This window comes from Clostridioides sp. ZZV14-6009 (assembly GCF_020658095.1).
Lineage (GTDB): Bacteria > Bacillota > Clostridia > Peptostreptococcales > Peptostreptococcaceae > Clostridioides.
The window spans coordinates 303210-326727 of the sequence record NZ_JAGWDG010000002.1 but is presented as its reverse complement, the minus strand read 5'-3'; the positions used below and the strand labels follow the sequence as shown (position 1 = coordinate 326727).

19 protein-coding genes are annotated in these 23518 nt (G+C 27.2%); 14 read left to right on the top strand and 5 right to left on the bottom strand.

All coding sequences use genetic code 11. The features are described 5' to 3' along the window. Nucleotides 1-122: 122 nt before the first annotated feature. The 3 genes from rny to KGF36_RS04805 all read left to right on the top strand — a co-directional run bounded on the left by rny (nucleotide 123) and on the right by KGF36_RS04805 (nucleotide 6709). Complete coding sequence (gene rny, locus KGF36_RS04815; RefSeq protein WP_227827476.1) at nucleotides 123-1664, top strand: ribonuclease Y; 1542 nt, start codon at nucleotides 123-125, stop codon at nucleotides 1662-1664. 536 nt (nucleotides 1665-2200) lie between these two features. Next, the gene (locus KGF36_RS04810; protein ID WP_227827210.1) at nucleotides 2201-4540 is read left to right on the top strand and encodes a diguanylate cyclase; all 2340 of its coding nucleotides are present in this window, start codon (nucleotides 2201-2203) and stop codon (nucleotides 4538-4540) included. 381 nt (nucleotides 4541-4921) lie between these two features. Beyond that, on the top strand, nucleotides 4922-6709 hold the full coding sequence (locus KGF36_RS04805) for a UvrD-helicase domain-containing protein (RefSeq protein ID WP_227827211.1): 1788 nt from the start codon (nucleotides 4922-4924) through the stop codon (nucleotides 6707-6709). A gap of 77 nt (nucleotides 6710-6786) precedes the next feature. Here the strand turns inward: KGF36_RS04805 and lepB are convergent, their stop codons facing one another. Beyond that, nucleotides 6787-7317 (bottom strand): signal peptidase I, encoded by a 531-nt coding sequence (lepB, locus tag KGF36_RS04800; RefSeq protein ID WP_227827212.1) that lies wholly within the window; start codon nucleotides 7315-7317, stop codon nucleotides 6787-6789. Nucleotides 7318-7356: 39 nt separating this feature from the next. Beyond that, nucleotides 7357-8181: an undecaprenyl-diphosphate phosphatase gene (locus KGF36_RS04795; RefSeq protein ID WP_227827213.1), complete on the bottom strand. Its 825-nt coding sequence runs from the start codon at nucleotides 8179-8181 to the stop codon at nucleotides 7357-7359. Between the two features lie 255 nt (nucleotides 8182-8436). Here KGF36_RS04795 and KGF36_RS04790 point away from each other — a divergent pair, with 255 nt between their 5' ends. The 3 genes from KGF36_RS04790 (at nucleotide 8437) to KGF36_RS04780 (ending at nucleotide 11697) form a co-directional block, all read left to right on the top strand. Beyond that, nucleotides 8437-9348: a tyrosine-type recombinase/integrase gene (locus tag KGF36_RS04790; protein WP_227827477.1), complete on the top strand. Its 912-nt coding sequence runs from the start codon at nucleotides 8437-8439 to the stop codon at nucleotides 9346-9348. Between the two features lie 140 nt (nucleotides 9349-9488). After that, entirely contained in the window at nucleotides 9489-10934 is a 1446-nt protein-coding gene (gene purB, locus KGF36_RS04785) for an adenylosuccinate lyase (protein WP_227827214.1), read from the top strand. Nucleotides 10935-11244: 310 nt separating this feature from the next. Beyond that, nucleotides 11245-11697 (top strand): MarR family winged helix-turn-helix transcriptional regulator, encoded by a 453-nt coding sequence (locus KGF36_RS04780; protein WP_227827215.1) that lies wholly within the window; start codon nucleotides 11245-11247, stop codon nucleotides 11695-11697. A gap of 87 nt (nucleotides 11698-11784) precedes the next feature. Here the strand turns inward: KGF36_RS04780 and KGF36_RS04775 are convergent, their stop codons facing one another. Then, nucleotides 11785-12981, bottom strand: coding sequence for a pyridoxal phosphate-dependent aminotransferase (locus tag KGF36_RS04775; RefSeq protein ID WP_227827216.1), 1197 nt, complete (start codon nucleotides 12979-12981; stop codon nucleotides 11785-11787). Between the two features lie 374 nt (nucleotides 12982-13355). On the opposite strand from KGF36_RS04775, the gene galT reads away from it, so the two are divergent. Both galT and KGF36_RS04765 read left to right on the top strand, forming a co-directional pair. Beyond that, on the top strand, nucleotides 13356-14306 hold the full coding sequence (gene galT, locus KGF36_RS04770) for a galactose-1-phosphate uridylyltransferase (RefSeq protein WP_227827217.1): 951 nt from the start codon (nucleotides 13356-13358) through the stop codon (nucleotides 14304-14306). 135 nt (nucleotides 14307-14441) lie between these two features. Further along, nucleotides 14442-15194 (top strand): exodeoxyribonuclease III, encoded by a 753-nt coding sequence (locus KGF36_RS04765; RefSeq protein WP_227827478.1) that lies wholly within the window; start codon nucleotides 14442-14444, stop codon nucleotides 15192-15194. A 92-nt stretch (nucleotides 15195-15286) separates the two neighbouring features. Here KGF36_RS04765 and KGF36_RS04760 read toward each other — a convergent pair whose 3' ends face one another. Further along, nucleotides 15287-16063: a 3'-5' exonuclease gene (locus tag KGF36_RS04760; protein ID WP_227827218.1), complete on the bottom strand. Its 777-nt coding sequence runs from the start codon at nucleotides 16061-16063 to the stop codon at nucleotides 15287-15289. A gap of 313 nt (nucleotides 16064-16376) precedes the next feature. Here KGF36_RS04760 and KGF36_RS04755 point away from each other — a divergent pair, with 313 nt between their 5' ends. After that, nucleotides 16377-18275 (top strand): glutamine synthetase, encoded by a 1899-nt coding sequence (locus KGF36_RS04755; RefSeq protein ID WP_227827219.1) that lies wholly within the window; start codon nucleotides 16377-16379, stop codon nucleotides 18273-18275. A 143-nt stretch (nucleotides 18276-18418) separates the two neighbouring features. Here the strand turns inward: KGF36_RS04755 and KGF36_RS04750 are convergent, their stop codons facing one another. Then, nucleotides 18419-19549 (bottom strand): MGDG synthase family glycosyltransferase, encoded by a 1131-nt coding sequence (locus KGF36_RS04750; RefSeq protein WP_227827220.1) that lies wholly within the window; start codon nucleotides 19547-19549, stop codon nucleotides 18419-18421. A 189-nt stretch (nucleotides 19550-19738) separates the two neighbouring features. Between KGF36_RS04750 and KGF36_RS04745 the strand changes: the two genes are divergently transcribed. The 5 genes from KGF36_RS04745 to KGF36_RS04725 all read left to right on the top strand — a co-directional run bounded on the left by KGF36_RS04745 (nucleotide 19739) and on the right by KGF36_RS04725 (nucleotide 23517). Continuing rightward, nucleotides 19739-20071 (top strand): PadR family transcriptional regulator, encoded by a 333-nt coding sequence (locus tag KGF36_RS04745; RefSeq protein WP_009889116.1) that lies wholly within the window; start codon nucleotides 19739-19741, stop codon nucleotides 20069-20071. Beyond that, nucleotides 20058-20984 carry a DUF1700 domain-containing protein gene (locus KGF36_RS04740; protein WP_227827221.1) on the top strand — a complete coding sequence of 309 codons (927 nt, stop codon included), beginning with the start codon at nucleotides 20058-20060 and terminating at the stop codon, nucleotides 20982-20984. Before KGF36_RS04745 ends, KGF36_RS04740 begins: the two co-directional genes overlap by 14 nt. Continuing rightward, nucleotides 20977-22050, top strand: a complete 1074-nt coding sequence (locus KGF36_RS04735) for a DUF4097 family beta strand repeat-containing protein (protein ID WP_227827222.1) — start codon at nucleotides 20977-20979, stop codon at nucleotides 22048-22050. The genes KGF36_RS04740 and KGF36_RS04735 overlap by 8 nt, the downstream gene beginning before the upstream one ends. 101 nt (nucleotides 22051-22151) lie before the next feature. After that, complete coding sequence (locus KGF36_RS04730; RefSeq protein ID WP_227827223.1) at nucleotides 22152-22682, top strand: hypothetical protein; 531 nt, start codon at nucleotides 22152-22154, stop codon at nucleotides 22680-22682. 127 nt (nucleotides 22683-22809) lie between these two features. Continuing rightward, entirely contained in the window at nucleotides 22810-23517 is a 708-nt protein-coding gene (locus KGF36_RS04725; protein ID WP_227827224.1) for a lantibiotic protection ABC transporter ATP-binding protein, read from the top strand. Nucleotide 23518 lies beyond the last annotated feature (1 nt).

Sequence of the window (23518 nt, the reverse complement as noted above, 5' to 3'; positions counted from 1 at the left end):
GCTTGACACAATGTTGAAAAAATTATAAAATTAAGTGAGGATAAAATATCTAAATTTAATTTTAATTATTAGGAATATTTTTTAATCATAGTGATGACATTTTGGGATTATTAACGAAGGAGGTGGATGTCATAGATAGTGTAGTAATGATTGTAATAGGTGCAGCTGTTGGTATTATAGCTGGATATTTTGTTAGAAAAAATATATCTGAAGCAAAACTTGGACAAGCTGAAAACTTGGCCAAAGAAATAATAGATAAAGCACACCACGACTCAGAAACAGTACAGAAAGAAAAGTTATTAGAAGCTAAAGAAGAGATCCATAAGTGGAGAACAGAAGCTGAAAGAGAAAACAAAGAAAGAAGAACAGAAGTACAAAAGTATGAAAAAAGAGTAGTACAAAAAGAAGAAGTCTTAGATAGAAAATTACAAAATTTAGAATCTAAAGAAGTAAATCTAAGTGAAAAATTAAAGACAGTTGAAAAGAAAGAAGAAGAAGTCGAAGTAATAAAAACTCAACAATTGGAAAAATTAGAAAGCATATCAGGAATTACATCTGATAAGGCTAAAGAAATTATTTTAACAAATGCTGAGAGAGATGTAAGACGTGAAATGTCTATAATGATAAAAGAGATAGAAGGTCAAGCTAAAGAAGAAGCTGATAAGAAATCAAGAGAAATTATAGGATATGCAATTCAAAAATGTGCAGCAGATCACGTAGCTGAAACTACTGTTACAGTAGTAAGCTTACCTAATGATGAAATGAAGGGTAGAATAATAGGTAGAGAAGGTAGAAATATAAGGACTCTAGAAACTTTAACAGGGATAGACCTTATAATAGATGACACTCCAGAAGCAGTAATTTTATCAGGATTTGATCCAATAAGAAGAGAAATTGCAAGAATTGCTCTAGAGAAATTAATAGCAGATGGAAGAATACATCCAGCTAGAATTGAAGAAATGGTTGAAAAAGCGAGAAAAGAAGTTGACAATATTATAAAAGAATATGGTGAACAAGCTGCATTTGAAACTAGTGTACATGGAATTCATCCAGAATTAATAAGATTATTAGGTAGACTTAATTATAGAACTAGTTATGGACAAAATGTTCTTAAACATTCTATAGAAGTTGCTCATATAGCTGGTATAATGGCTGCTGAGATAGGTGCAGACATTAGATTAGCTAAGAGAGCTGGTTTATTACATGATATAGGTAAGGCTGTAGACCATGAAATGGAAGGTACACATGTTGAAATAGGTATGGATTTACTTAGACGTTATAAGGAATCTAAAGAAGTTATACATGCTATGAGTACACATCATGGAGATTATGAGCCTCAGACCGTAGAAGCTGTATTAGTTACAGCAGCAGATGCGATATCAGCTGCTAGACCTGGTGCTAGAAGAGAGACTTTAGAAGCTTATATTAAGAGACTTGAAAAATTAGAAGAAATAGCTAATTCATACGAAGGTGTAGAAAAATCATTTGCTATACAAGCTGGTAGAGAGATTAGAATAATGGTAAAACCAGAAGCCATAAATGATGAAGAAATACACTTATTAGCGAGAGATATGACTAAGAAAATAGAGGATGAGCTTGAATATCCTGGACAAATAAAAGTAAGTATAATAAGAGAAACAAGAGCTATAGAATATGCAAAATAAAATATAAATATCTAAATGATAACAAAAATATTTTTAAAAATTTAAATTTGCCACAGGATAGAATGATTTATCCTGTGGTTTTTTAATTTTTAGGGCTTAAAATGATACAATTTGAAATAAGTATAAAGGGGATAAAGATTAATTAATTATAAAGAATTAATAAAATTAATCCTTATATACACATTGTTTGTATAATTATTTAAGTTTGTTTGATATAATGAAGTGATAAAATAATCTATTATATGACAAATTATAGTTAGGCAGAATTGACTACAGGAATGTCATATCAAAAAACTTTTAATCAACGTTATTGTGAACGATAAATAATATATTTGAAAAAAATATAAATCTTTTTAGACTTTTAATTTTGATGATGTTCTTTATATGATGTATTTGTATATTTCTGTTGTTTTATAAAAAGTAACAGATGAATATAAAAATTTAAAGTTTTAAAGAGTTTACTACTTGAAATAATTATATTTAAAGAAGGTGAAAATACAATGAAGCCAAAGTGAGGGTTAAAGAGGGGACATACTATGAAAAAAAATACACTTTTACATACAAATGTTATTGTTTGCACTATTATTACTCTTGGTTTTGTAGCTACTTCTGTAATTGGATACCAATCTAATACTAATATTTTTAAAAATGATATTGAGCATGTATCCACATTGGCTGCTGAAGGTATCTATTATCAGATAGATAAACTCCTTTCAGAACCTATAAATGTATCTCTTACCATGGCAAATGATAGTTTATTAAAAAACTTTTTAGATGGTGAGAAAGAACATATAAATGATGAGGAATTTACTTATAAATTACAAGATTACTTGAATGCATACAAGAATAAATACTCATATGATTCTATTTTTCTAGTATCTGCTAAAACAAATAACTATTATCATTTTAATGGGCTTGATAGAAATCTTAGTGTTAATAATTCAGAGAATCAATGGTATTATAATTTCTTAAAGAGTAATGATGAATATTCATTAAATGTTGATAATGATGAAGCAAGCAATAATAGTATTACAGTATTTGTAAATTGTAAGATAAAAGATGATGATGGATCAACTATGGGAATTATAGGAGTTGGATTAAAGGTTAATTCATTACAAATGTTGCTTAAAGAATATGATGATAAATTTGATGTTGTAGCACATTTAATTGATGATAAGGGATTTGTACAATTAACATCAGAAAAAACTGGTTATGAGCATATAAATTTCTTTGAAAATTCTAGTAGTGATTTATCTGATTCAAAGGAGTTAATATTAAATAATAAAAAAGAGCAGAGGAGTTTTTGGCATTCATCTGAAAAATCAAAAAGTTATGTTGTATGTCAGTATATACCTAGTTTAAAATGGCATCTTGTTTTAGAGACTGATTTGACTGTAATGAGTAAGCAACTTCAGATACAATTTTTAAAAGGAATTGCAGTTATAATTTTGATTATAATATTTGTACTTTTTACAATTACACGTGTACTTAAGAAGTATAAAAGTCAAATAATGAAGCTTAGTGTTTCTCAGAAATTAGAATATCAAAAGTTGTTAAGTCAATCTACTGAAGAACTTTATGAAAATATTTTTGAGATTGATGTTACTAATAATAGAGCTGGTTGTGAAGATTCAAATAGATATTTTCATGAGTTTGGCTTAGGGCTTAATACACCCTATGATGAAGCACTATATACAATTGCTAAAGAACAAATCAAAGGAGAGTATGCACAGGGTTATTTAGAGACGTTCTTACCAGAAAATGTTCTTAAGTGTTATAATAGCGGAATTAATAATATAAGCTATGATTTTTTAATTAAGAAAGATGGGGAAAATTATCACTGGATTAGAATTAATGCACGAATTTTCTTTTGGACATCAGATGAATCTGTTCGTATGATATCTTATCGTAAAAATATAGATGAGGAAAAAAATAGAGAATTATTACTACTTGAACGCTCACAACTTGATTCTCTTACTGGCCTTTACAATAAGGGGGTAACAGAGGAATTTATTAGTTCATTTCTAGAAAACAAGAACAATCAAGATTCAGAACATGTTTTTCTAATATTTGATATTGATGATTTTAAAAATGTAAATGATAAATATGGTCATGCATTTGGAGATTTTATTATAAATGAATTTGCATTAGAATTGAAATCTCAATTTCGAGAGGATGATATTGTAGGACGTATTGGTGGAGATGAGTTTGTAGTATTGATAAAAAATTTTAATAGCAATAACTATGTACTTATAGATAAATTAGAGCGTTTATGTTCTAAAATTAATCAGAAGAAATTTGCTGAGCAAGCGGAGTTTTCTATTACATGTAGTATTGGTGTAGCAATGTATCCTGAACATGGTTGCGTATATTCTGAGTTATATGAAAAAGCAGACCAAGCACTTTATTATGCAAAAAGCCATGGGAAAAATTCTTATCATGTATTTTCGGATGATTCTATGGATAGTATGTCATTTCACATAAATCCTAGAGATATAAAAGTATTATTGGAAATGGCTACTGATGGTATTGTCAAATTTGCTTGTATGGAAAATTTGAAATTACTTTATTTTAATCAAAAAATGCTTGAATTCACTGGATATTCTGCACACGTTGTTTCATCTGCAAACTTTGATGTTCTTTCACCAGTATTACAAGATGACTTACAAATAGTACTTAATACATTACGAGAAGCAATTTCTAAGAGAGAGACTTTTGAAGTGGTTTTCCGTTTGTGTCATACAGATGGTCATATTTTTCCTGTAAGAATGCAAGGTACATTTGTAAACGAGTTATATCAAAATCGTTATCCTGTTTTTTATGCGATTTATACAGATATATCAAGTCTTAGTATCATATCAGAAAATAAAAATTAAATGTTACAGTAAAATATAAAATTTAATATAATAGCATCAATATACGAAGATTATAAATAAAACCTGCTAAAAATCAATCTATTTTATTAGCAGGTTTTTAAATTTTTTAATACTAAGTTTTTATGTTTCTAGACGAGAAGATTCGCCATTTTAAAGATTTTACTTATTATTTTAAACATTAATTATGAAATTTATCAATTTATTATCTACATAAAATATTTTATAACAATAAATATCTATAGTTATTGCAAATTTTCTTTAATAGTTTTGTATTTATTTGTACTTATTTTGAATTTGTTTGCTAAATTTGCCTATAAAAAGTATATATAAAAATATAGTTTAAAATGGTATAATTAATTATAACAGAAGGAGGTAATGTAAGTGAGCCAATACATAAATATAAACTCTCAGTTAGACGCCCTGAAATTGAAAGAATTCGAGAAAGTATTTTACGAAAATATCAATGAGGACGTTAAAGTAGTGCCAAAAGTTACTCCTTTTAAAGGAATAAATACTGACTTGTTGTATGTAAAAGATGGAAAAATTTTATTTATAAAATTTATGGATACAACAGAAGATATATATTTTATTTTGGAAGAAGAGTTACTTGAAGTTATGCATGAGGAATATGAGCTTTTGAAACTAAAAATGGGACAAAAGAATAGAAATATAAGCTATAATTATGTTTATATTATGCCATATGTTGAAGTAGACGAAGCTTATGAGTTTGAAGAATTTGTGAATAATAATATAATAGATAAAAATAAGCTTCAAGATATAATGGCTAGTGCTTCACTGGATGAATATCTTAAGGAAAAAAATGATGAAATAAATTTAAATTTATTTTTATTAGATATATGTTCAGAATACTATATAATAAATGACACACTTCACCTAAACGAAAAATTTAAAAAAATTTCCTTCTACAATGATGACTATAAATATACAGCAACTATGATGGAAGAAATTCAAATTAAAGATGCTATTTCTATTAAATATGGAAATACACTTATTGAAGGCGGTTCTGGTATAGGGAAAACGGCAAATATGCTTTCTAGAGCTATAAAACTGGCAAAAGTATATCCACATCATAAATTACTAATATTTACACATACAAAACAACTATGTAATGAACTTCGAGAAAGAATTGAATTATTATATAAAGATAACAACAATTTAGAAGTTCATACATTTAGCTCTTTTATATTTAAATTAGCTAAAAAATATAATCTAATCATTGACTACAATATGTTAAAAAATGATTATGAAAAAACATTTAATAATCTTGTAAAGCAAGCACAAAACATTATAAAGAATAAAAACATGTTTAAGGCTATTTTTATTGATGAAGCAGAAAGTTTTTTAGATTATGAAATAGATTTTATAAGAGAGTTTTTATATAAAACAAAATTCATATTTAATGTGTATTCTTGTAACTCTTTAAATATCTTTAATAGATTAAATATATTTAGGAAACTATATAGTAATATAGAGTTTGATGATAAAATCATATTAAATAAAAATTATAGGCAAGCTAAAGAAATTGTTGATTTTACAAATAATTTTTCAAATAATTCTAATGCTTATATTAATGAATTAAGACCTAATACAAAGTTTAATACTTTTTTTAATACAAAAGCACTTAGAGGTGGTAATAAGTCGGTTGATATAATAAAAGTAAGTGATTTAGATGACCAAATAAGTTCTGTAATATGGGAAATCGAATATTTGATAAGCCAAAAAGGTCTTGATTATTCTGAAGTTGCTATTGTATATCCTTATAATAAGAAGAAATTAAAAAGTGGAAAAACTATTTATTTTCAATACATGTTAAAAAAGGCATTAGAAGAAGCACAAATTCCTTATATATGTGCAGAAGATAACTTAACAAACATAAGTAAGAAGGTAGGAACGACAATAGCAAATATATATACAATAAAGAATTTAGAATATAAAGCGATAATAATATGTGAGTTAGAAATGTTATATAATCAAACAATAAATGATACAGAGCAAGATTATCAAGTAAATGACTTTGTAGGTGATTTAAATAAGGTTTATTTGGCTATGAGTAGGGCCACTGACTATCTAAGTATAGTAACAACCTTTAATGAAGATGCAAGTGATATAATAAGAATTATTACAGAATCAAAAGAGGATAGGGAATAAAACGTATTTTGAATTCAAAAAATTAAAAGAGACTGAATTGTGTAGAATAAATATTACCAATTCAGTCTCTTATTTTTTTAACTTACTTTTCCAATATTATCAAAAGGTAATAATCTTACCATGACCTTACCAATAATTTCATCTTCATCAACCATACCTACATCTGGGAATCTACTATCATTACTATTTTCTCTATTATCACCCATTGCAAATAACTTTCCTTTTGGAACGACTGTGTCTACATCTCCAGAAGTATAATTATTATGTATATATGGTTCAGTTATTAATTTGCCATTTACATATACTTTAGAATTGGATATTTTTATACTATCACCTTCAGTAGCTATAACTCTCTTTATTAAATCTTTTTTCTTTCCAGTATCTCCATCAACTAAATCAGTTTTAAAAACTACAATATCACCTTTTTCAGGTTTACCAACTTTATATGATATTCTATTTAAAATTAAATAGTCTTTATCGTCTAAAGTAGGATACATTGATTCTCCACTAACAATAGAAGGTCTTATAAATTGTAATATTACAAATGCAAGTACAATAGCCATGGCTATTGACTTAATCCAATCAAATATTTCCTTTTTAACACTCATAATTTTTCTCCTTATCATTTGTCATTAAATTAAAATACTTTAGAATAAAAAGAAATAACCAAGAACAACTATACCCAAAATTATTCTATAATAACCAAAGACTTTGAAATCGTGTTTTTTGATATAATCCATAAAAAACTTAATAACTACGATTGAAACTATAAAAGCTACTACAGAGCCAACACCCAAAATAAGCCATTCAAATCCAGTAAATCCAAATCCAGCTTTTAAAAGTTTTAATGCACTAGCTCCAAGCATTGTAGGAATAGCTAAGAAGAATGAAAATTCTGCTGCTACATATCTAGAAGTACCAAGTAATACTGCACCAATTATAGTTGAACCAGATCTAGATGTACCTGGAATAAGAGCTAGACATTGGAATAAACCTATACAAAGAGCTAGTTTATATGTAACTTGAGAAAAATCTTTATATTTTGGTCTTTTATTTCTACTTTCAAGTCCTATCATTATTATACCATATACAATAAGAGCAATTGCAACTACTGTTGAATTGAAGAATAATCTGTCTATATCATCCTCAAACAGTATACCAATAACTCCAGATGGTATAACTGCAATTATAACCTTAAGCCATAAGCGAACTGTTTCTTTTTTTTGTTTAGTATTCTTTGCACTATCAAAAGGATTTAACTTCCTAAAAAATATAACAAGTACAGCTAATATTGAACCAAATTGAATTACAACTAAAAATGTATTTATAAATGTAGATGAAAAATTCAATTTTATAAATTCATCAACTAATATCATATGCCCTGTACTACTTACTGGTAGCCATTCTGTAATTCCTTGAACTATTCCCAAAATGACTGCTTTAAAAACTTCAAGCAAACTAAATGTTTCCAAATTTAAATACCTCCAATACAAATTTATAGTAGCATATTTTACTCAAATATTAATAAAATATGCCACCTTTTACTAACTTATAATACCACAGTACTGTGTAGTGCACAATGGAAGATTGATATTTTCATAAAACCTTCATAATTTAAAAAAATAAACTTGAAACTTGTCTATTGAATAAGGGGTATATATGAAGGGGAAATATATGGTATAGTAAAAGTATAACTATTTTATTTTATGAAAAGGAAAGGAGTTATTATGTATATTACGAAAATATTGGATGATTATGAGTATGAAACTTTTAATGTTTTTTCTACAAAATTAAACCCAAGTACAAAACACGATTATTTATCAAAGGTTATGTTATTTAAAGAGTTTCTAAAAGGAAAAGAATTAATTTATGTAACAAAAGAAGATTGTAAAAATTTTGTGGACTATATACAAACCAAATATGCAAAATCAACTTGTGAAAAGATATATAGTTATTTACATAGTTTTTATAACTTTTTAAAAAAAGAAGGATATATAGATATAAATCCATTTAGGCATGTAGAAAAACCAACAGTAACTAGAATAAAGACAAAGGATGATGTTTTAAGCATACAGGAAATAAATAAGCTTATAGGTATTTTACCAAAACTGAATATAAGAGATAGAGTGATAATAGTCTGTCTAGTTACTACTGGGTGTTTATTAAATGAATTAGTTAGCTTAAAGTGGAAAGACCTTATGGTAGATGAAAACGATAACTCGTATGTTAGACTAGGAAAGGGAAGAAAAGAGAGAGTAGTAAAGTTACATCCATACTTTTTTAGGCTTTTAGAAGACTACAGAAATTATTCTGGACTTCCAGAAGTAATAATACCTAATGATGATTTTATTTTTACAACTCAAAAAAGCAATTCTATAACAGATAGAAATGTCAGATTGATAGTAAAAAAAGCATTAGATTTAGCAGGGCTTTCTCAATATTCAGCAAGAGACTTTAGACATTCATTTGCAGCAATAAGTTTAAGACTTGGGGCGGATGAGAGTGACGTAAAAAATCAACTTGGCTGGAGTGATAAATACTATGCAATTAGATATAAATATGTATTGAATTTTGTTGATAGCGAGATTGTGGATTATTTAATTGAGAAAGATAATCTAGATATAAATAAAAAGTATTAGCACGTAAAAAATACTCTATATAAATATGAACAAAAAATAAAAAAGTCTTGTTATAGTTCGTAAAATTATATATAATTATTTATGTACTAATATGTACATAATAACTATACAACAAAAGATTTAAGGAAGGTGCTAATATAATGATAGATAACAAATATACTACGTACTCAAATCCGCTTACAGATAGATACTGTAGTAAAGATATGAGTTATATATTTTCTCCACAATTTAAATTTTCTACATGGAGAAGATTATGGGTTGCTCTTGCTGAAGGTGAGCATGAGTTAGGAATCAATATAACTGAAGAACAATTAGATGAGTTAAGAGCTAATATAGATAATATAAATTTTGATGAAGCTAGAAAAATAGAAAAAGAAGTAAGACATGATGTAATGTCTCATGTAAAAGCGTATGGTTTACAATGTGAAAAAGCTAAAGGAATCATCCATCTAGGAGCAACATCTGCTTATGTTGGAGATAATACAGACGTTGTACAAATGAATGAAGCCTTAAAACTTCTAAGAGTAAAGCTTGTAAATTTAATAAATAACTTAAAAGAATTTGCACTTAAGTATAAGGATATGCCAGCTCTTGGTTTTACGCACTTTCAAGCAGCACAACTTACAACAGTAGGGAAAAGAGCTTGTTTGTGGGCTCAAGATTTAATCCTTGATTTAGAAGACTTAAATTATAGAATAGATAATATGAAATTAAGAGGAGTTAAAGGGACTACTGGGACTCAAGCAAGTTTTTTAAGTTTATTTGAAGGAGACCATGAAAAAGTAAAAGAGTTAGATAAGAAAATTTGTAAAAAAATGGGATATAGTTCTTCTTATGCAGTAAGTGGACAAACATATACTAGAAAGCTAGACTATCAAGTAATAAGTGTATTATCAGGAATAGCTCAAAGTATGCATAAAATGACTAATGATATAAGACTTTTACAAAGTCTAAAAGAATTAGAAGAGCCATTTGAAAAAAATCAAATAGGTTCATCAGCAATGGCCTATAAAAGAAATCCAATGAGAAGTGAAAGAATAGCTTCTTTATCTAAATATATAATATCTGAATCTATAAGCCCTGCAATGGTACAGGCTACTCAATGGTTAGAGAGAACATTAGATGACTCAGCCAATAAAAGATTAGCTATACCTCAAGCTTTTATGGCAGCAGATGCTATACTTGAAATAGGTATAAATGTAACTGATGGGTTAGTAGTGTATGAAAATATGATAAATAAACGTGTAAATGAAGAACTTCCTTTTATGGCTACAGAAACAATACTTATGGAAGCTGTAAAAAGAGGTGGAGATAGACAGGAATTACATGAGATAATAAGAGAATATTCTATGAAAGCTGCTTATAGAGTTAAACATGAAGGAAAAGATAATAATTTAATTGAGCTTATAATGAATGATGATTCATTTAAAATGAGCAAGGAAGAAATATTATCTATAATGGACCCAAAAAAATTTATAGGTAGAGCTCCAGAACAAGTTGTAGAATTTGTAAATGAAGTTGTAGAACCAACTATAAAAGATTATAAAGAAGATTTAGGAAAAGTAGATGTGGATTTAAGAGTGTAAGTTTTATAGATAAAATATAATTAAAAACGGCTATCTTATTTATAAATAAGATAGCCATTTTAATGGGCTAGCGTCTGCTCTTCACCGCTGTGAAGAGTTCTTCCTTATTTACTATATCATGAATTCAATAAAATAGCTATATAAATAATATTTAATCAGAAAAATATAATTAAAAACAAGAAAAATAATAAGATTACTAATTAAATTTAATCATTATTCAAAAACTATTGTACTTGCAATATTTTTAATGTAAACTGAAATAAAGTTAGTTAGATAATTTAATAAATTTTAAAACAACCGAGGTGATTGTATGAAATACGTAGTAAAAGATACTATAAGTTTTTTGGTAAAAACATTTCCTAAGATTTATTCTAGTTTATATTTAGAAGACCTAAAAAAATTCGCACCAGACTATAATGTAAATAAAACACAATTGAGAGCATTAGTATTTATAAGAAATTATGGAGTAATAAGCATGACTGATTTATGCTCTAAATTAAATATAGAAAAAGGCAGTCTAACTAGTATGGTAGATGATTTAACAGAAAAAAAATATGTAACAAGAGAAAGAGATTTAGTTGATAGAAGAAAGTATTTAATTGACATTACAGAAGAAGGAGATAAGATAGCTTCTGATTTTATGGATAAATTAAGTGATGGATTGGAAGAAAAGCTTTCTAGACTAACTGAAGAAGATAGAAAGAACTATCTAGGAGCAATAAATACTCTTCAGTATATATTAAATAAAGATGAATTTAAATAGGAAACTATGAAAAATCCCCTTTTCAAATATTGGTTGAAAAGGGGATTTTTTATCTAATAAAATTTACATAAGGTAAACTTTTAAAATTTATTTGTGTAAAGCTACATATTGCTCTAAACCTTCTTTTAATAATGTAGCAGCTCTATGAAGGTCAGTTTCATTTAAGATGTAAGCTAATCTTATTTCGTCACGTCCTAAACCTGGAGTAGCATAGAATCCTTCAGCAGGGCAAACCATAACAGTTTCATTATTTTTACTGAACTCTTTTAACATCCAGATTGTGAAATCTTCTGCATTTTCAACTGGTAATTTAGCAACTATATAGAATGCACCAGTTGGTTTTTTACAGATAACACCTTCAACTTTCATTAATTCATTGTATAATACATCTCTTCTTTTTTTGTATTCTTCATTAACTTCTTTGAAGTAAGAAACTGGAGTTTTGTATAATTCAACAGCTCCTATTTGTTCTAATGTAGGAACACAAAGTCTTCCTTGGCATAATTTAAGTATTTGAGCGATAAGACCTTTATTTTTACAAGCGATAGAACCAATTCTAGCACCACAAGCACTGTATCTCTTAGAAACACTGTCTATTATTATAACTCTGTCTTGTACACCTTCTAAGTTACCACAGCTAGTGTATTCAAGTCCATCATAAACAAATTCTCTATAAACTTCGTCTGCTATTATCCATAGATTTTTTTCTTTAGCTATTTCAGCTAGGATATTAAGTTCTTCTTTTGTATAAATTGCACCAGTTGGATTTCCTGGGTTAGAAAGAATTATAGCTTTAGTTCTATCATCTACCTTAGAAGCTATTTCTTCTTTTGATGGAAGGTGGAAACCGTTTTCTGCTTTTGTTGTAACAGCATTAACTTCTACGTTTACACATTGACCAAATCCATTGTAGTTAGTATAGAATGGTTCTGGAACTAATAAATTATCTCCTGGGTCACAAACAGCCATCATAGTGAAAAGTAAAGCTTCACTACCACCATTAGTTACTAATAATTCATCTTTTTCAAAATCCATATTGTAAGTTTTGTAGTAATTTTGAAGTGCTTCTAATAATTCTGGAATACCTTCAGAAGTAGCATATTCTAAAACTTCGCTATCAAAGTTTTTAACAGCATCAAAAAACCCTTGAGGAGTTTTTATGTCTGGTTGACCTATATTTAAGTGATATACTTTGATTCCTTTATCTTTTGCTGCTTGTGCAAATGGAACAAGTTTTCTGATTGGAGAGGCTTGCATTGCACTAACTCTGTTTGAATAATTCATTTTAATACCCCCTATTTAATTTAAATACGTATATTGTATTATGTAAATTGTATATTGGAATACAAGACATCTTTACAAGATAATAATAACATACTTATAGGTAAAAATCATCAAAAAAAATTAATATAGCTTTAAAATAAACTTTTAACAAATTAGAGTGAAATACTCGTATTTATACTAATAAATTATATGTACATAAACTTATTTATAGTATGATAATATATGTATATATTAGTTATAATTTTTTTGTATTACAAAATTAAAATACATAATACTAAATATGTAAAATTATAAAAAATATTATAAATTTATTTAACAGATACAATAAATATCATATAATTATATTAAAGGCTATTAACTAAGAGGTGTTAATTATGAGAGAATTAAGAATAGATCCAATTACTAATGATGTTGTTATATTTGCTACTGATAGGTTGAAAAGGCCATTAGATACAATTGATGTACCAAATGATGAAGAAGAAACTAATGAATACGATGAAGGATGCCCATTTTGTAAGGGAAATGAAGTTTATGCAACGGATACACTATTTGAAATAAAAGGTGATGAAGGTTGGCTTGTAAAATCCATATATAATAAATTTCCTATAATTGATGATTTGGCAAGAGATATATATGGTATTCATGAGGTAATGATAGAAAGTAATAAACATAACAGCAGTTTTTACAATATGAATCAAAAAGAATTTGAAGATGTTTTTTTTATGTATAGAAATAGATTTAAACGTTTGTCGAAAGATGACAAAGTAGAATATGTGAGTATTTTTAAAAATTTCTTGAGAAAGGCTGGAGCATCTTTGATGCATCCACATGCTCAAATACTATCTATGTCTTTTATTCCACCTGAAATTACAAATGAGTTGTTGGTTTCAAAAGAGTATTATGATAGCAATAAAAGCTCTTTGTATAATGACTTGGTAGAAAATGAAATAAGTTTAAATAAAAGAGTGGTTTATAATGGAGATGCTTTTTTAGTAATTATACCATATGCAACTAAGTACAGTGGAGAAGTAAGAGTAATATTTAAAGACAGCATAAAGTTTGATGAATTAACAGATAACAATATAAAAGAGCTTTCTATGATATTCGAAAAGTTATTTAAAAAATTATATAATATAAATGGATATATGCCATTTAACTTGTGTATCCATACTCATCCAACAAAAATTGAAACAAAATCATACTTTAATGTTCATATGCACATAATACCAAGAAAATATAACCTTGGAGGATTTGAACTTGGAACAAATATGTATGTTTCTTCAATGAATCCTGAAGAATTAACAAAAAAATTAAAATTTGATTAAAGGATGTACTTTTTAGGTATTAAAGAAATAATAATTTTAAAATAAAATTATAGTATATCAATGTTAAAATAAAAACAAATAGAAAAATAAATGAAAAAACTAATAGAAAATTACTATTTAGATGAGGAGTGGAATATGAAATTTATATCGTGGAATGTTAATGGGATAAGAGCATGTGTAGGGAAAGGATTTTTAGACTTTTTTAGAGATATTGATGCAGATATATTTTGTCTACAAGAGACTAAATTACAGGAAGGGCAAATAGAGTTAGATTTGCCGGGTTATTTTCAATACTGGAATTATGCAGAGCGAAAAGGTTATTCAGGTACTGCTATATTTACCAAAAAAGAGCCTTTAAAAGTAATGTATGGAATAAATATAGAAGAACATGATAAAGAAGGTAGAGTTATAACTTTAGAATTTGAAGATTTTTATTTTGTTACTGTATATACTCCAAATTCTCAATCTGAGTTAAAGAGATTAGAATATAGAACTAGATGGGAAGATGACTTTATAGATTATTTGGTTAAATTAGATAATTATAAGCCTGTAATAGTGTGTGGAGATATGAATGTGGCACATAAAGAAATAGACTTGAAAAATCCTAAAAACAACACAAAGAACGCAGGTTTTACAAAGGAAGAAAGAGAAAAATTCTCTAAATTATTAGATAGTGGATTTATAGACACATATAGATACTTTAATCCTGATAAAGAAGGAGTGTATAGTTGGTGGTCATATAGATTTAATGCAAGAAAAAATAACGCTGGATGGAGAATAGATTATTTTTGTGCATCTAAAAAATTAGAAGATAGATTGACAAATGTAAATATACACACTGAGGTATTGGGGTCAGACCATTGTCCAGTAGAATTAGAGATAAGATAGAAGTTTCATAAGGATAAAAATTGGGCTGTAGATGTAAATTTAAAGTTAATTATTCTTTTAATCTACATGCCTGTTTTTAACCTAGATAAATTTCACTTATTTTTTCCTTGTTTACAATTTTCTAATTCAAATTGATTTGTTTTTCCCATGTTGTAAGCTAAATTAATAATTTTTTTCTCATCTTTAGTCAAATCGCGATTTAGAATTTTCTTGAACTCATCAAACAATTTATCATAGTCAACTCTTTTTTTATTAGAATACTTTATAGATTTAGATTTAATATTTGTATATACATATATATCAGGTACTATACTTGGATTGTATATCTTAATAAAAACCTTCGATGTATAGTATGCATCATTTAAAGCATTGTGATAAGACATTTTTTCATCAAGTTCCAATATAGAAATAGCATTTTGCAAGCCAATACTTTTTCCTGCTGGATTATTAAAATATTTAGATGCATGTTGTTGAATATTAATATAAGACTTAGGTAAAATATCTGATGCTAGCTTATGATAATTGATATTTCTGTATAATTCCTTTAAATCTCCAACTCCCCAAACACATAGTATAGGGTCGTGTGATGCTATAAATTTTATGAAATTGTTGTAAACCTCAGGAAAAGTAGGCGAATTGTTAAAATCAGAGTCTTTAATATTAGTCATACGACTAATAAAAGGGTGCATTGCCTTGTATAGTGTAGGTTTAATATAGCTATTAAATGTATCTACTATATTAAATTTAGAATCCAGTTTAATTGCTCCTATTTGTATAATTTCAAAAGGACATTTTTCATTGGACACAGTTTTATTGAGTTTTTTGTCAAAGCCTTGGTTGAATTCCAAATCGAAAATTATGTATTCCATAAAGTTTATCTCCTAAATTTTTGTATTATTACTAGTATAGATTATATTATAAGCTAAATTAAATTTTTAAACAAAAATACTTTTATTTTAGTATACCCCATATTTATAAAAATGTTAAACTATTGTATGTATAATATTTTTCCAAGAAAAAATATTGCGAACTTTTTGTACTTGATATATAATAATATAAATAAAAACACGAATGAAACACGAATGTTTTGCAAGAAAAATTCATAAACATAAGGAAAAATGAATTTTATCTTGTATATTTAATAAAATAAAATTTACACAAAAATCATAGGAGAGTGAAAAGATGGAGAGTTTATTATATGTAATAGAGAAAGATAAGCATACCAATGAAGAGATAAGAGAAATCCTAAAGAGCAATAAAAACATAAGATTCGTTTCTTTAATGGGTGTTGACTTAGGAGGAAATGCAACAGACGAAAAAATTCCTGTAGAATTATTTTTAGAGGATATAGATAAATTCTTAGAATCAGCTATACAAACTGATGGTTCAAGTGTTGAGCTTTATAATATAGCAACACTAAATAATGCAAAAGTAGACTTAATGCCAGATAAAAGTTGTCATTGGTATGTAGATTACAATATGGAATACATAGATGAAGAAGCAGGATTACCTGTAGGAACATTAAAGATACCTGCATTTCTAATACATGATAATAAAAAAGTATGTTCTAGGGGAATTCTTCAAAAAGCAGATAAATATTTTAAGAAATCTATGTTTGAAATATTTAGAGAATATCCACATGTAATAAACAATATAGGAATAAACTCAGTAGATGATATAGAAGAAATAATGTTAACAGCAGCTACAGAACTTGAATTTTGGGTTAATACTCCTGAAGATAAGGCTGACTTAGAAAAATTATATGTATCACAAAGCTTAAAAGAACAATACTGGAAAAGAACTCATGGTATTATAAGAACTTGTCTAGAACAAAGTTTAATAATACTTCAAAAGCTAGGTGTAAGCCCTGAAATGGCTCATAAAGAGGTTGGTGGAATTCAAAGTTCTATAAGTATAGATGGAAAGACAAACCATGCTATGGAGCAATTAGAGGTTTCTTGGAAGTTTTCTACACCATTACAAGCGGCAGATAATGAATTATTAGTAAGAGATGTTATAGAAGATGTATTTACATCACATGGATTAGAAGTCACATTTAAAGCAAAGCCAATTCATGGAGTTGCAGGAAGTGGTGGTCATACACATGTAGGAGTAAGTGCAAAATTAAAAGATGGAAGTAGCAAAAACTTATTTGCTCCAAAAGATTTAAAAGAAGATTATCTAAGTGAATTAGGGTATGGAGCTCTTATGGGACTTCTTTATAATTATGAAGTATTAAATCCAATTGTAACAGCTTCTAATGATGGATTTAATAGACTAGTTCCTGGATTTGAAGCACCTGTATGTATAGTTACATCTTTAGGTCATAGTTATGAAATGCCATCTAGAAATAGGTCAGTACTTGTTGGGTTAATAAGAGATATAAAGAATCCAAAGACTGTAAGATTTGAGTTAAGATCACCAAGTCCTCTATCTAATACTTATCTAGTAATAGCAGGATGTTATCAAACAATGTTAGATGGTATAAAAGCAGCAGCTAAGAGTGGACTTAGTACTAAAGAACTAGAAAAAGAATTATCTAAAAATGTGGGAGAAGAAAGTTTCTATTTAGAAAAAGACAGAGCATATAGAGATGAAAATGATGTATTTGAACATTATAATTTAGAAGAAAGAAATGCAAGATTTGGAACACCTCCAGCAACAGTTTATGAAAATATGAAAAATCTAGAGATATATGCTTCTAAATTAAAATCTTTAAAACAAGGCGATGTATTTACTGATAGCATAATAGAATCATTTAAAGTTGGGGCAATAGATAAGTGGCAAAAAAAATTAAAAACTAGAATAATAGAAGCGGGAATTCAAAAGATAAGAAGTATTGTAAAAGTACACACAAAAGAAAATATGGATGCACTTGATGAAGTAGTTTGGAATTCAATATCAGACTTAAAGTTTAATATTATGAAAGACACTTTAACTAGAGAATCACTATTTACTAGAGTAAGAGAAGCTGTAGAAAATAAAGATTATCAAACTGCTTCGGATTTACAAATAGAACTAAAGAGAAGCATGGAAGAAATACAACAATTATATATGCAATACAAGAAAAATATATACTAAGATAAAATGATAATAATTTGATTTTGATATTATAAAGGCAATTAAGTATGATTAAATCATTTTGAGTTAAATCTCAAATGTAAAAACCATACTCAATTGCCTTTAATTTTTGATTTTAAGTTTTACAATAAAATTAATCTAAATTAATTATATTGATTATCTATTAATTCTGATATATAATCAGCAATTTCATCTGGATGAATGACTGTTTTAAATTCTTCTAGATTCTTTTTCATAAAATTTATTATAGAATCAAATTCATTTGACACTAACTTATAAAATATATTTTTTAGGTCTAGGTCATCGCTGTAAATCATTCCAAGACCCTTATCTATTATAAATTTGGCATTTTCAATTTCTTGACCAACTTTTGGCATTTTTACGAGCACTGGAGTTTGAGACTGGATTGCTTCAAATATAGTTGCTCCTCCAGGTTTAGTCAACATTAAGTCACATTCTTCTATTAGATTGTACATATCATTTACAAATCCAAGTACTTTTATATTTTTTAGAGGTTTTTTATGAGTTAAATTATCATATAGTTTTTTATTTTTACCTGTAACTATTGTAATCTCTATGGAATTAATATGTTCTTCAATAAAGTCATCTATCCAATGCATAAAATCCTCATCTATATCAAATAGACCTCTTCCTCCTCCTAAAAGCAATAATCTATATTTTCCATAACAAGGTTCTTTACTTTCAATCTGGAATCTCTTATCTACAGGAACTCCAGTAACTTTTATGGAATCTGGGTTTATTCCTTTTTGAAAAAATCTATTTTTTATCTCTGGAGATGGAACAAAATATAAATCTGTATTTTCAAAAACCCATTCCATACTGTCTACAACATCTGTAATAACTGTCAATGTGGGTATATTTATGTCAGGATTTTTTATCTTAAAATTATTTACACAAGCAGCTGCTAGTGGAAATGTAGAGATAATCAAATCTGGATTTATATCAGAAATATACTCAGAAAGTTTAGGTGTATATAATTTATGAGAGAAATCATGTCTTGAGTCAAACGATTTCTTAAAATAGTAATAATAATTATATAATCCAGGAGTATATTTTGTATTGTTTTCATAAAGCTTCACCATAGGCTTATTCATCATAGGGATACTTGCATTTATAAAGTTTTGTATAACAACATTGTAATTACTATATTTTTCAATGATACATTCCTTAACTGCTTTTGCAGCACTTATATGACCAGCACCAAATTGAGCTGTTAAGATTAATATAGTTTTATCTTCTTTTGTTTTAGACAATTTATCACCACTTTCATAAAATATATCTGATTAGAGTATTATACATTTACAGAAGAATTTAATCAATAATAATATTAAAAAATAACTATTGTGTAAAACATAGTACTGTGTTATTATGAAAGCATAAGAAGTTTTAACATAGTACCTTGTAAAACACAATACTGTGTATTTAAAGAAAGGATGGAGTATATGAACACACAATTTAGAAAGGGTGTCTTAGAAATTTGTGTACTCGCGCTAATATCTAAAAAAGATATGTATGGATATGAAATAGTACATAATATTTCTAAAGTAATAGATGTAAATGAAGGAACGATATATCCTATTCTAAGAAGACTGACAAAAGATTTGTATTTTGAAACATATATACTAGAATCTAATGAGGGTCCTGCTAGAAAATACTATAGAATAACTTCACTAGGAAAAGAAAACTTATCCAATTTGATGGAAGAATGGAGAGAATTTGTAAAGGCTGTTGAGATTTTAATAAGTGAAGATGAGGGAGGTAATGAACTTGAATAAAACTGAGTTTCTGGAAATTTTAAAGGATTATCTAAGAAAGGATTTTTCTGAGAGCGAAGTTAATGATATATTGAGAGATTATGAAGAATATTTTGTAGATGGGATTATAGAAGGAAAGAGTGATATGGAGATAATATCATCACTTGGTTCACCAAAATCTATAGCAAGAGAACTTATTCTACAGACGAAAGAAAAAAACATTGAAGATGAAAAAATAATAAACACAGATATTTTAAATGATAAGTTTAGTAAATTCAAGTTAGATATGAAAAAGGGATATTCTATTTTAAAAGATGAAGCTAAAGAAAAATACAATAAATCGAAAGAAAGAGTAAATGATAAACTTACTCCAAGTATAGAAGAAGGTGTTGTAGGAGTATCTAGAGAAGCTATAAAGATTTTATTAGTATTTTTATCCTTATTATTGATTATTCCAGCATTTGCATTTGTATGTGCTATTATTTCAGTTGCTATTGGGTTAGTATGTACATTGATTGCTTTTGTCATATCAATTCCATTTGTAATTAAATTTATTTCAATGGTTCCAGATGTTACAATGTTTTGTATATTTGCGACTATAGCATTTATAGGTTTAGAGATACTGGCATGGCAAATTTTACTGTTTGTTATAAAGTTAGGCAAACAATTGTTAAGTAGTTATATAAATTGGATAAAGAGAAAAAACATTTATATAAATGCAAATGAAAAGATGGAAAAAAGAAATAAAGATACTTTAAGTGAGAAAGATTTGAATAAAGATAGTGATGAAGATTTATATGATGATTATTACAATATAGAAAAAGAAGATATAAAGGAATCTGATAATTACAATGATGATAGCATAAATTTTGAGTCAATGTATAAAGATTTTGAAGAGATAGATGATAAGAAAGGAGAAGATAAACATGAATAAGAAACTTGCCATATTTGCTGCGGTTTTATTAGTAATAGGTATAATTGGAACAACATGGTCAGGGATTTTAGTTATGCCAAGTTTAATAAACTTTGGACTCGAAAAAGAAGCTGAATTTAAAAAAGAAAATAAACTTTATCAAGAAAAAGTAAATATTGACAAGTTAGATGTATCTGTTGACAATATAAATGTTATGATAAAGAGACACTCAAGTGAAGATGTACGTGTGACAACAAGGGGAAATAATGAGTTTTACAAATATAATGTAACTTTAAAGGATAAGACATTAGTTGTAAAAGGTGAACGAAAATATGAAAATCGTGTTAAAAAAATTAAAAATTTTGACCAATTATTTAATACATCTATAAATAGTATGTTTTCAGGAGATTATAGGGAAATAGTAATCTATGTACCAAATAATGTAGATATAAATGTATCAAGTGTAGATTCATCTCTATTAGTATATGATAATGTAGCTTCAAATAATATAACATATAAGAGTTCTTATGGAAGATTTGAGAGAGTTATAACTGAAAATAATATAAATAAGCTAGATACATTAAATTTAATATCTAGTAATAATCTTGAATTATCTACAAAATCAGTTTTAGGTGTTAAAAACGTAAATATAGAATCAGAATCATTAGATATATCTTCAGAATATGAAGACATATTTGTCAATAATGTAGAACAATATATACCTGAAAATATAAACATAAAGGAAAAAATAGGTAGGAATTCGCATTATGATAACAACTTTAGCATATATTGTGATTTTCCAATTGCTAAAAATTTAGATATAGATGTTCCAAATTCTAAAGTAAGTCTTACTCTACCAGTAAATAAGTATAAGTTTAATTGCGACATAAAGTCTAAAGAAAGAATAGAAGATATTAATGATGAAGCAGAAGAATACAGTGATAGTTCAGATGGATATGAACACAGTGAAGAAAATCATAACTCATATAAAAATATAAGAGAAATAAAAGGGCTTTTAAATGAAAACTTGTCGAATTTAGAACAAGAGTATACTATAAAAATAAATTCAAATAAATTAGAAATGTAAATAATTTATTACTATAATTAATAAATTGACCTAAAAGTATAAAAATATAGTCTATACTATGGTATAATAAGTATCGAAATAGAATTGGGAGAGGGATACTTATGAATAAAATAGCAGTAAGTTTTTTAATAATTGCTACTACTTTATTGAGTACAGCATGTATGGATTATAAAGTTGACAAAGTAGAATTGGTTGATTCTAGAGATTCTGCAGTTGTAAAGAAAGGTGAAGACATCAAAGAAGAAACTGATACAATTAATCCTAAAAAAACAGCTAAAATACCTATAGAGATAGTTTCAAAGGATGAAAAGATAGTAAAATACTTGCAAATAGATGAAGAAAGTACATTAAAAGATAAACTACAGTTAATCTTAGATACTTTATCACATGAGTATTTTAATGGTTTAGATATGGAAGTTGAAGTTCAGGAAAAAGATAGTCTAGTAAAGATAAACTTAGTTGAACCTGATGAAAAGGGGAGAGTTTCTTGGAAAGAGGATTATTTAAATGAACAAAATATAATATATACTATAAATAATATTATCAAAAATGTCATTCAAGAAGATGATAATAGTATTTGGGTTGAAGAAGTAGAGATATACTACAATGGAGAATTAATAGAGTTAACATAAGAAATGATGTGTTTTATTTAAAAGCACATCATTTTTTTTTATAATTTTTTAATCCTTATAAAATCCTTATATTTATGATTTAAAATGATTCTTGTAAATAAGTTTGACAAAAGAAAGGATGAAAATTATGAGTAATTATATTTTGGAGGTAAAAGGAGTTTCTAAAAAATTTAAGGAGCAGGCTGCAGTTAATAATATTTCAATTGCAATTAAACATAATTCTATTTATGGATTATTAGGACCAAATGGAGCAGGGAAATCTACTTTATTAAAAATGATAACAGGGATTTTAAACCCCACTTCTGGAAAGATATTATTTGAAGGTCATAGATGGACTAGAAAAGACTTAGCAAACATTGGGTCTCTTATTGAATCACCTGCTATATATGAGAATTTAACAGCAAGAGAGAATCTAAAAGTTCATACTACATTACTTGGTCTTCCTGACTCTCGCATTGAAGAAGTTTTAGAGATTGTTGATTTAAGAGATACTTTTAAAAAGCGTTCAGGTCAGTTTTCTCTAGGTATGAAGCAGCGTCTTGGTATTGCTATCGCATTATTAAATCACCCAAAACTTTTAATCTTAGATGAGCCTACAAATGGACTTGACCCTATTGGAATTGAAGAACTTAGAGAATTGATTCGTTCTTTTCCAAAGCAAGGAATTACAGTTATTTTATCAAGTCATATTTTGTCTGAGGTTGAGCAAGTTGTAGATGAAATTGGAATAATTTCTAATGGAGTAATAGGGTATCAAGGAGAAGTATCAAAAGAACAAAATTTAGAAGAACTTTTTATGAAAGTTGTAGCTGAAAATAGAAAGAGAGGTAAGTAAG

Excerpts from the sequence above, each read along its gene's own strand:
- KGF36_RS04810 (WP_227827210.1), top strand. The coding sequence starts at position 2,201 with ATGAAAAAAAATACACTTTTACATACAAATGTTATTGTTTGCACTATT.
- lepB (WP_227827212.1), bottom strand. The coding sequence starts at position 7,317 with ATGAGTGTTAAAAAGGAAATATTTGATTGGATTAAGTCAATAGCCATG.
- KGF36_RS04790 (WP_227827477.1), top strand. The coding sequence starts at position 8,437 with ATGTATATTACGAAAATATTGGATGATTATGAGTATGAAACTTTTAAT.
- purB (WP_227827214.1), top strand. The coding sequence starts at position 9,489 with ATGATAGATAACAAATATACTACGTACTCAAATCCGCTTACAGATAGA.
- KGF36_RS04780 (WP_227827215.1), top strand. The coding sequence starts at position 11,245 with ATGAAATACGTAGTAAAAGATACTATAAGTTTTTTGGTAAAAACATTT.
- KGF36_RS04775 (WP_227827216.1), bottom strand. The coding sequence starts at position 12,981 with ATGAATTATTCAAACAGAGTTAGTGCAATGCAAGCCTCTCCAATCAGA.
- galT (WP_227827217.1), top strand. The coding sequence starts at position 13,356 with ATGAGAGAATTAAGAATAGATCCAATTACTAATGATGTTGTTATATTT.
- KGF36_RS04765 (WP_227827478.1), top strand. The coding sequence starts at position 14,442 with ATGAAATTTATATCGTGGAATGTTAATGGGATAAGAGCATGTGTAGGG.
- KGF36_RS04760 (WP_227827218.1), bottom strand. The coding sequence starts at position 16,063 with ATGGAATACATAATTTTCGATTTGGAATTCAACCAAGGCTTTGACAAA.
- KGF36_RS04755 (WP_227827219.1), top strand. The coding sequence starts at position 16,377 with ATGGAGAGTTTATTATATGTAATAGAGAAAGATAAGCATACCAATGAA.
- KGF36_RS04745 (WP_009889116.1), top strand. The coding sequence starts at position 19,739 with ATGAACACACAATTTAGAAAGGGTGTCTTAGAAATTTGTGTACTCGCG.
- KGF36_RS04740 (WP_227827221.1), top strand. The coding sequence starts at position 20,058 with ATGAACTTGAATAAAACTGAGTTTCTGGAAATTTTAAAGGATTATCTA.
- KGF36_RS04735 (WP_227827222.1), top strand. The coding sequence starts at position 20,977 with ATGAATAAGAAACTTGCCATATTTGCTGCGGTTTTATTAGTAATAGGT.
- KGF36_RS04730 (WP_227827223.1), top strand. The coding sequence starts at position 22,152 with ATGAATAAAATAGCAGTAAGTTTTTTAATAATTGCTACTACTTTATTG.
- KGF36_RS04725 (WP_227827224.1), top strand. The coding sequence starts at position 22,810 with ATGAGTAATTATATTTTGGAGGTAAAAGGAGTTTCTAAAAAATTTAAG.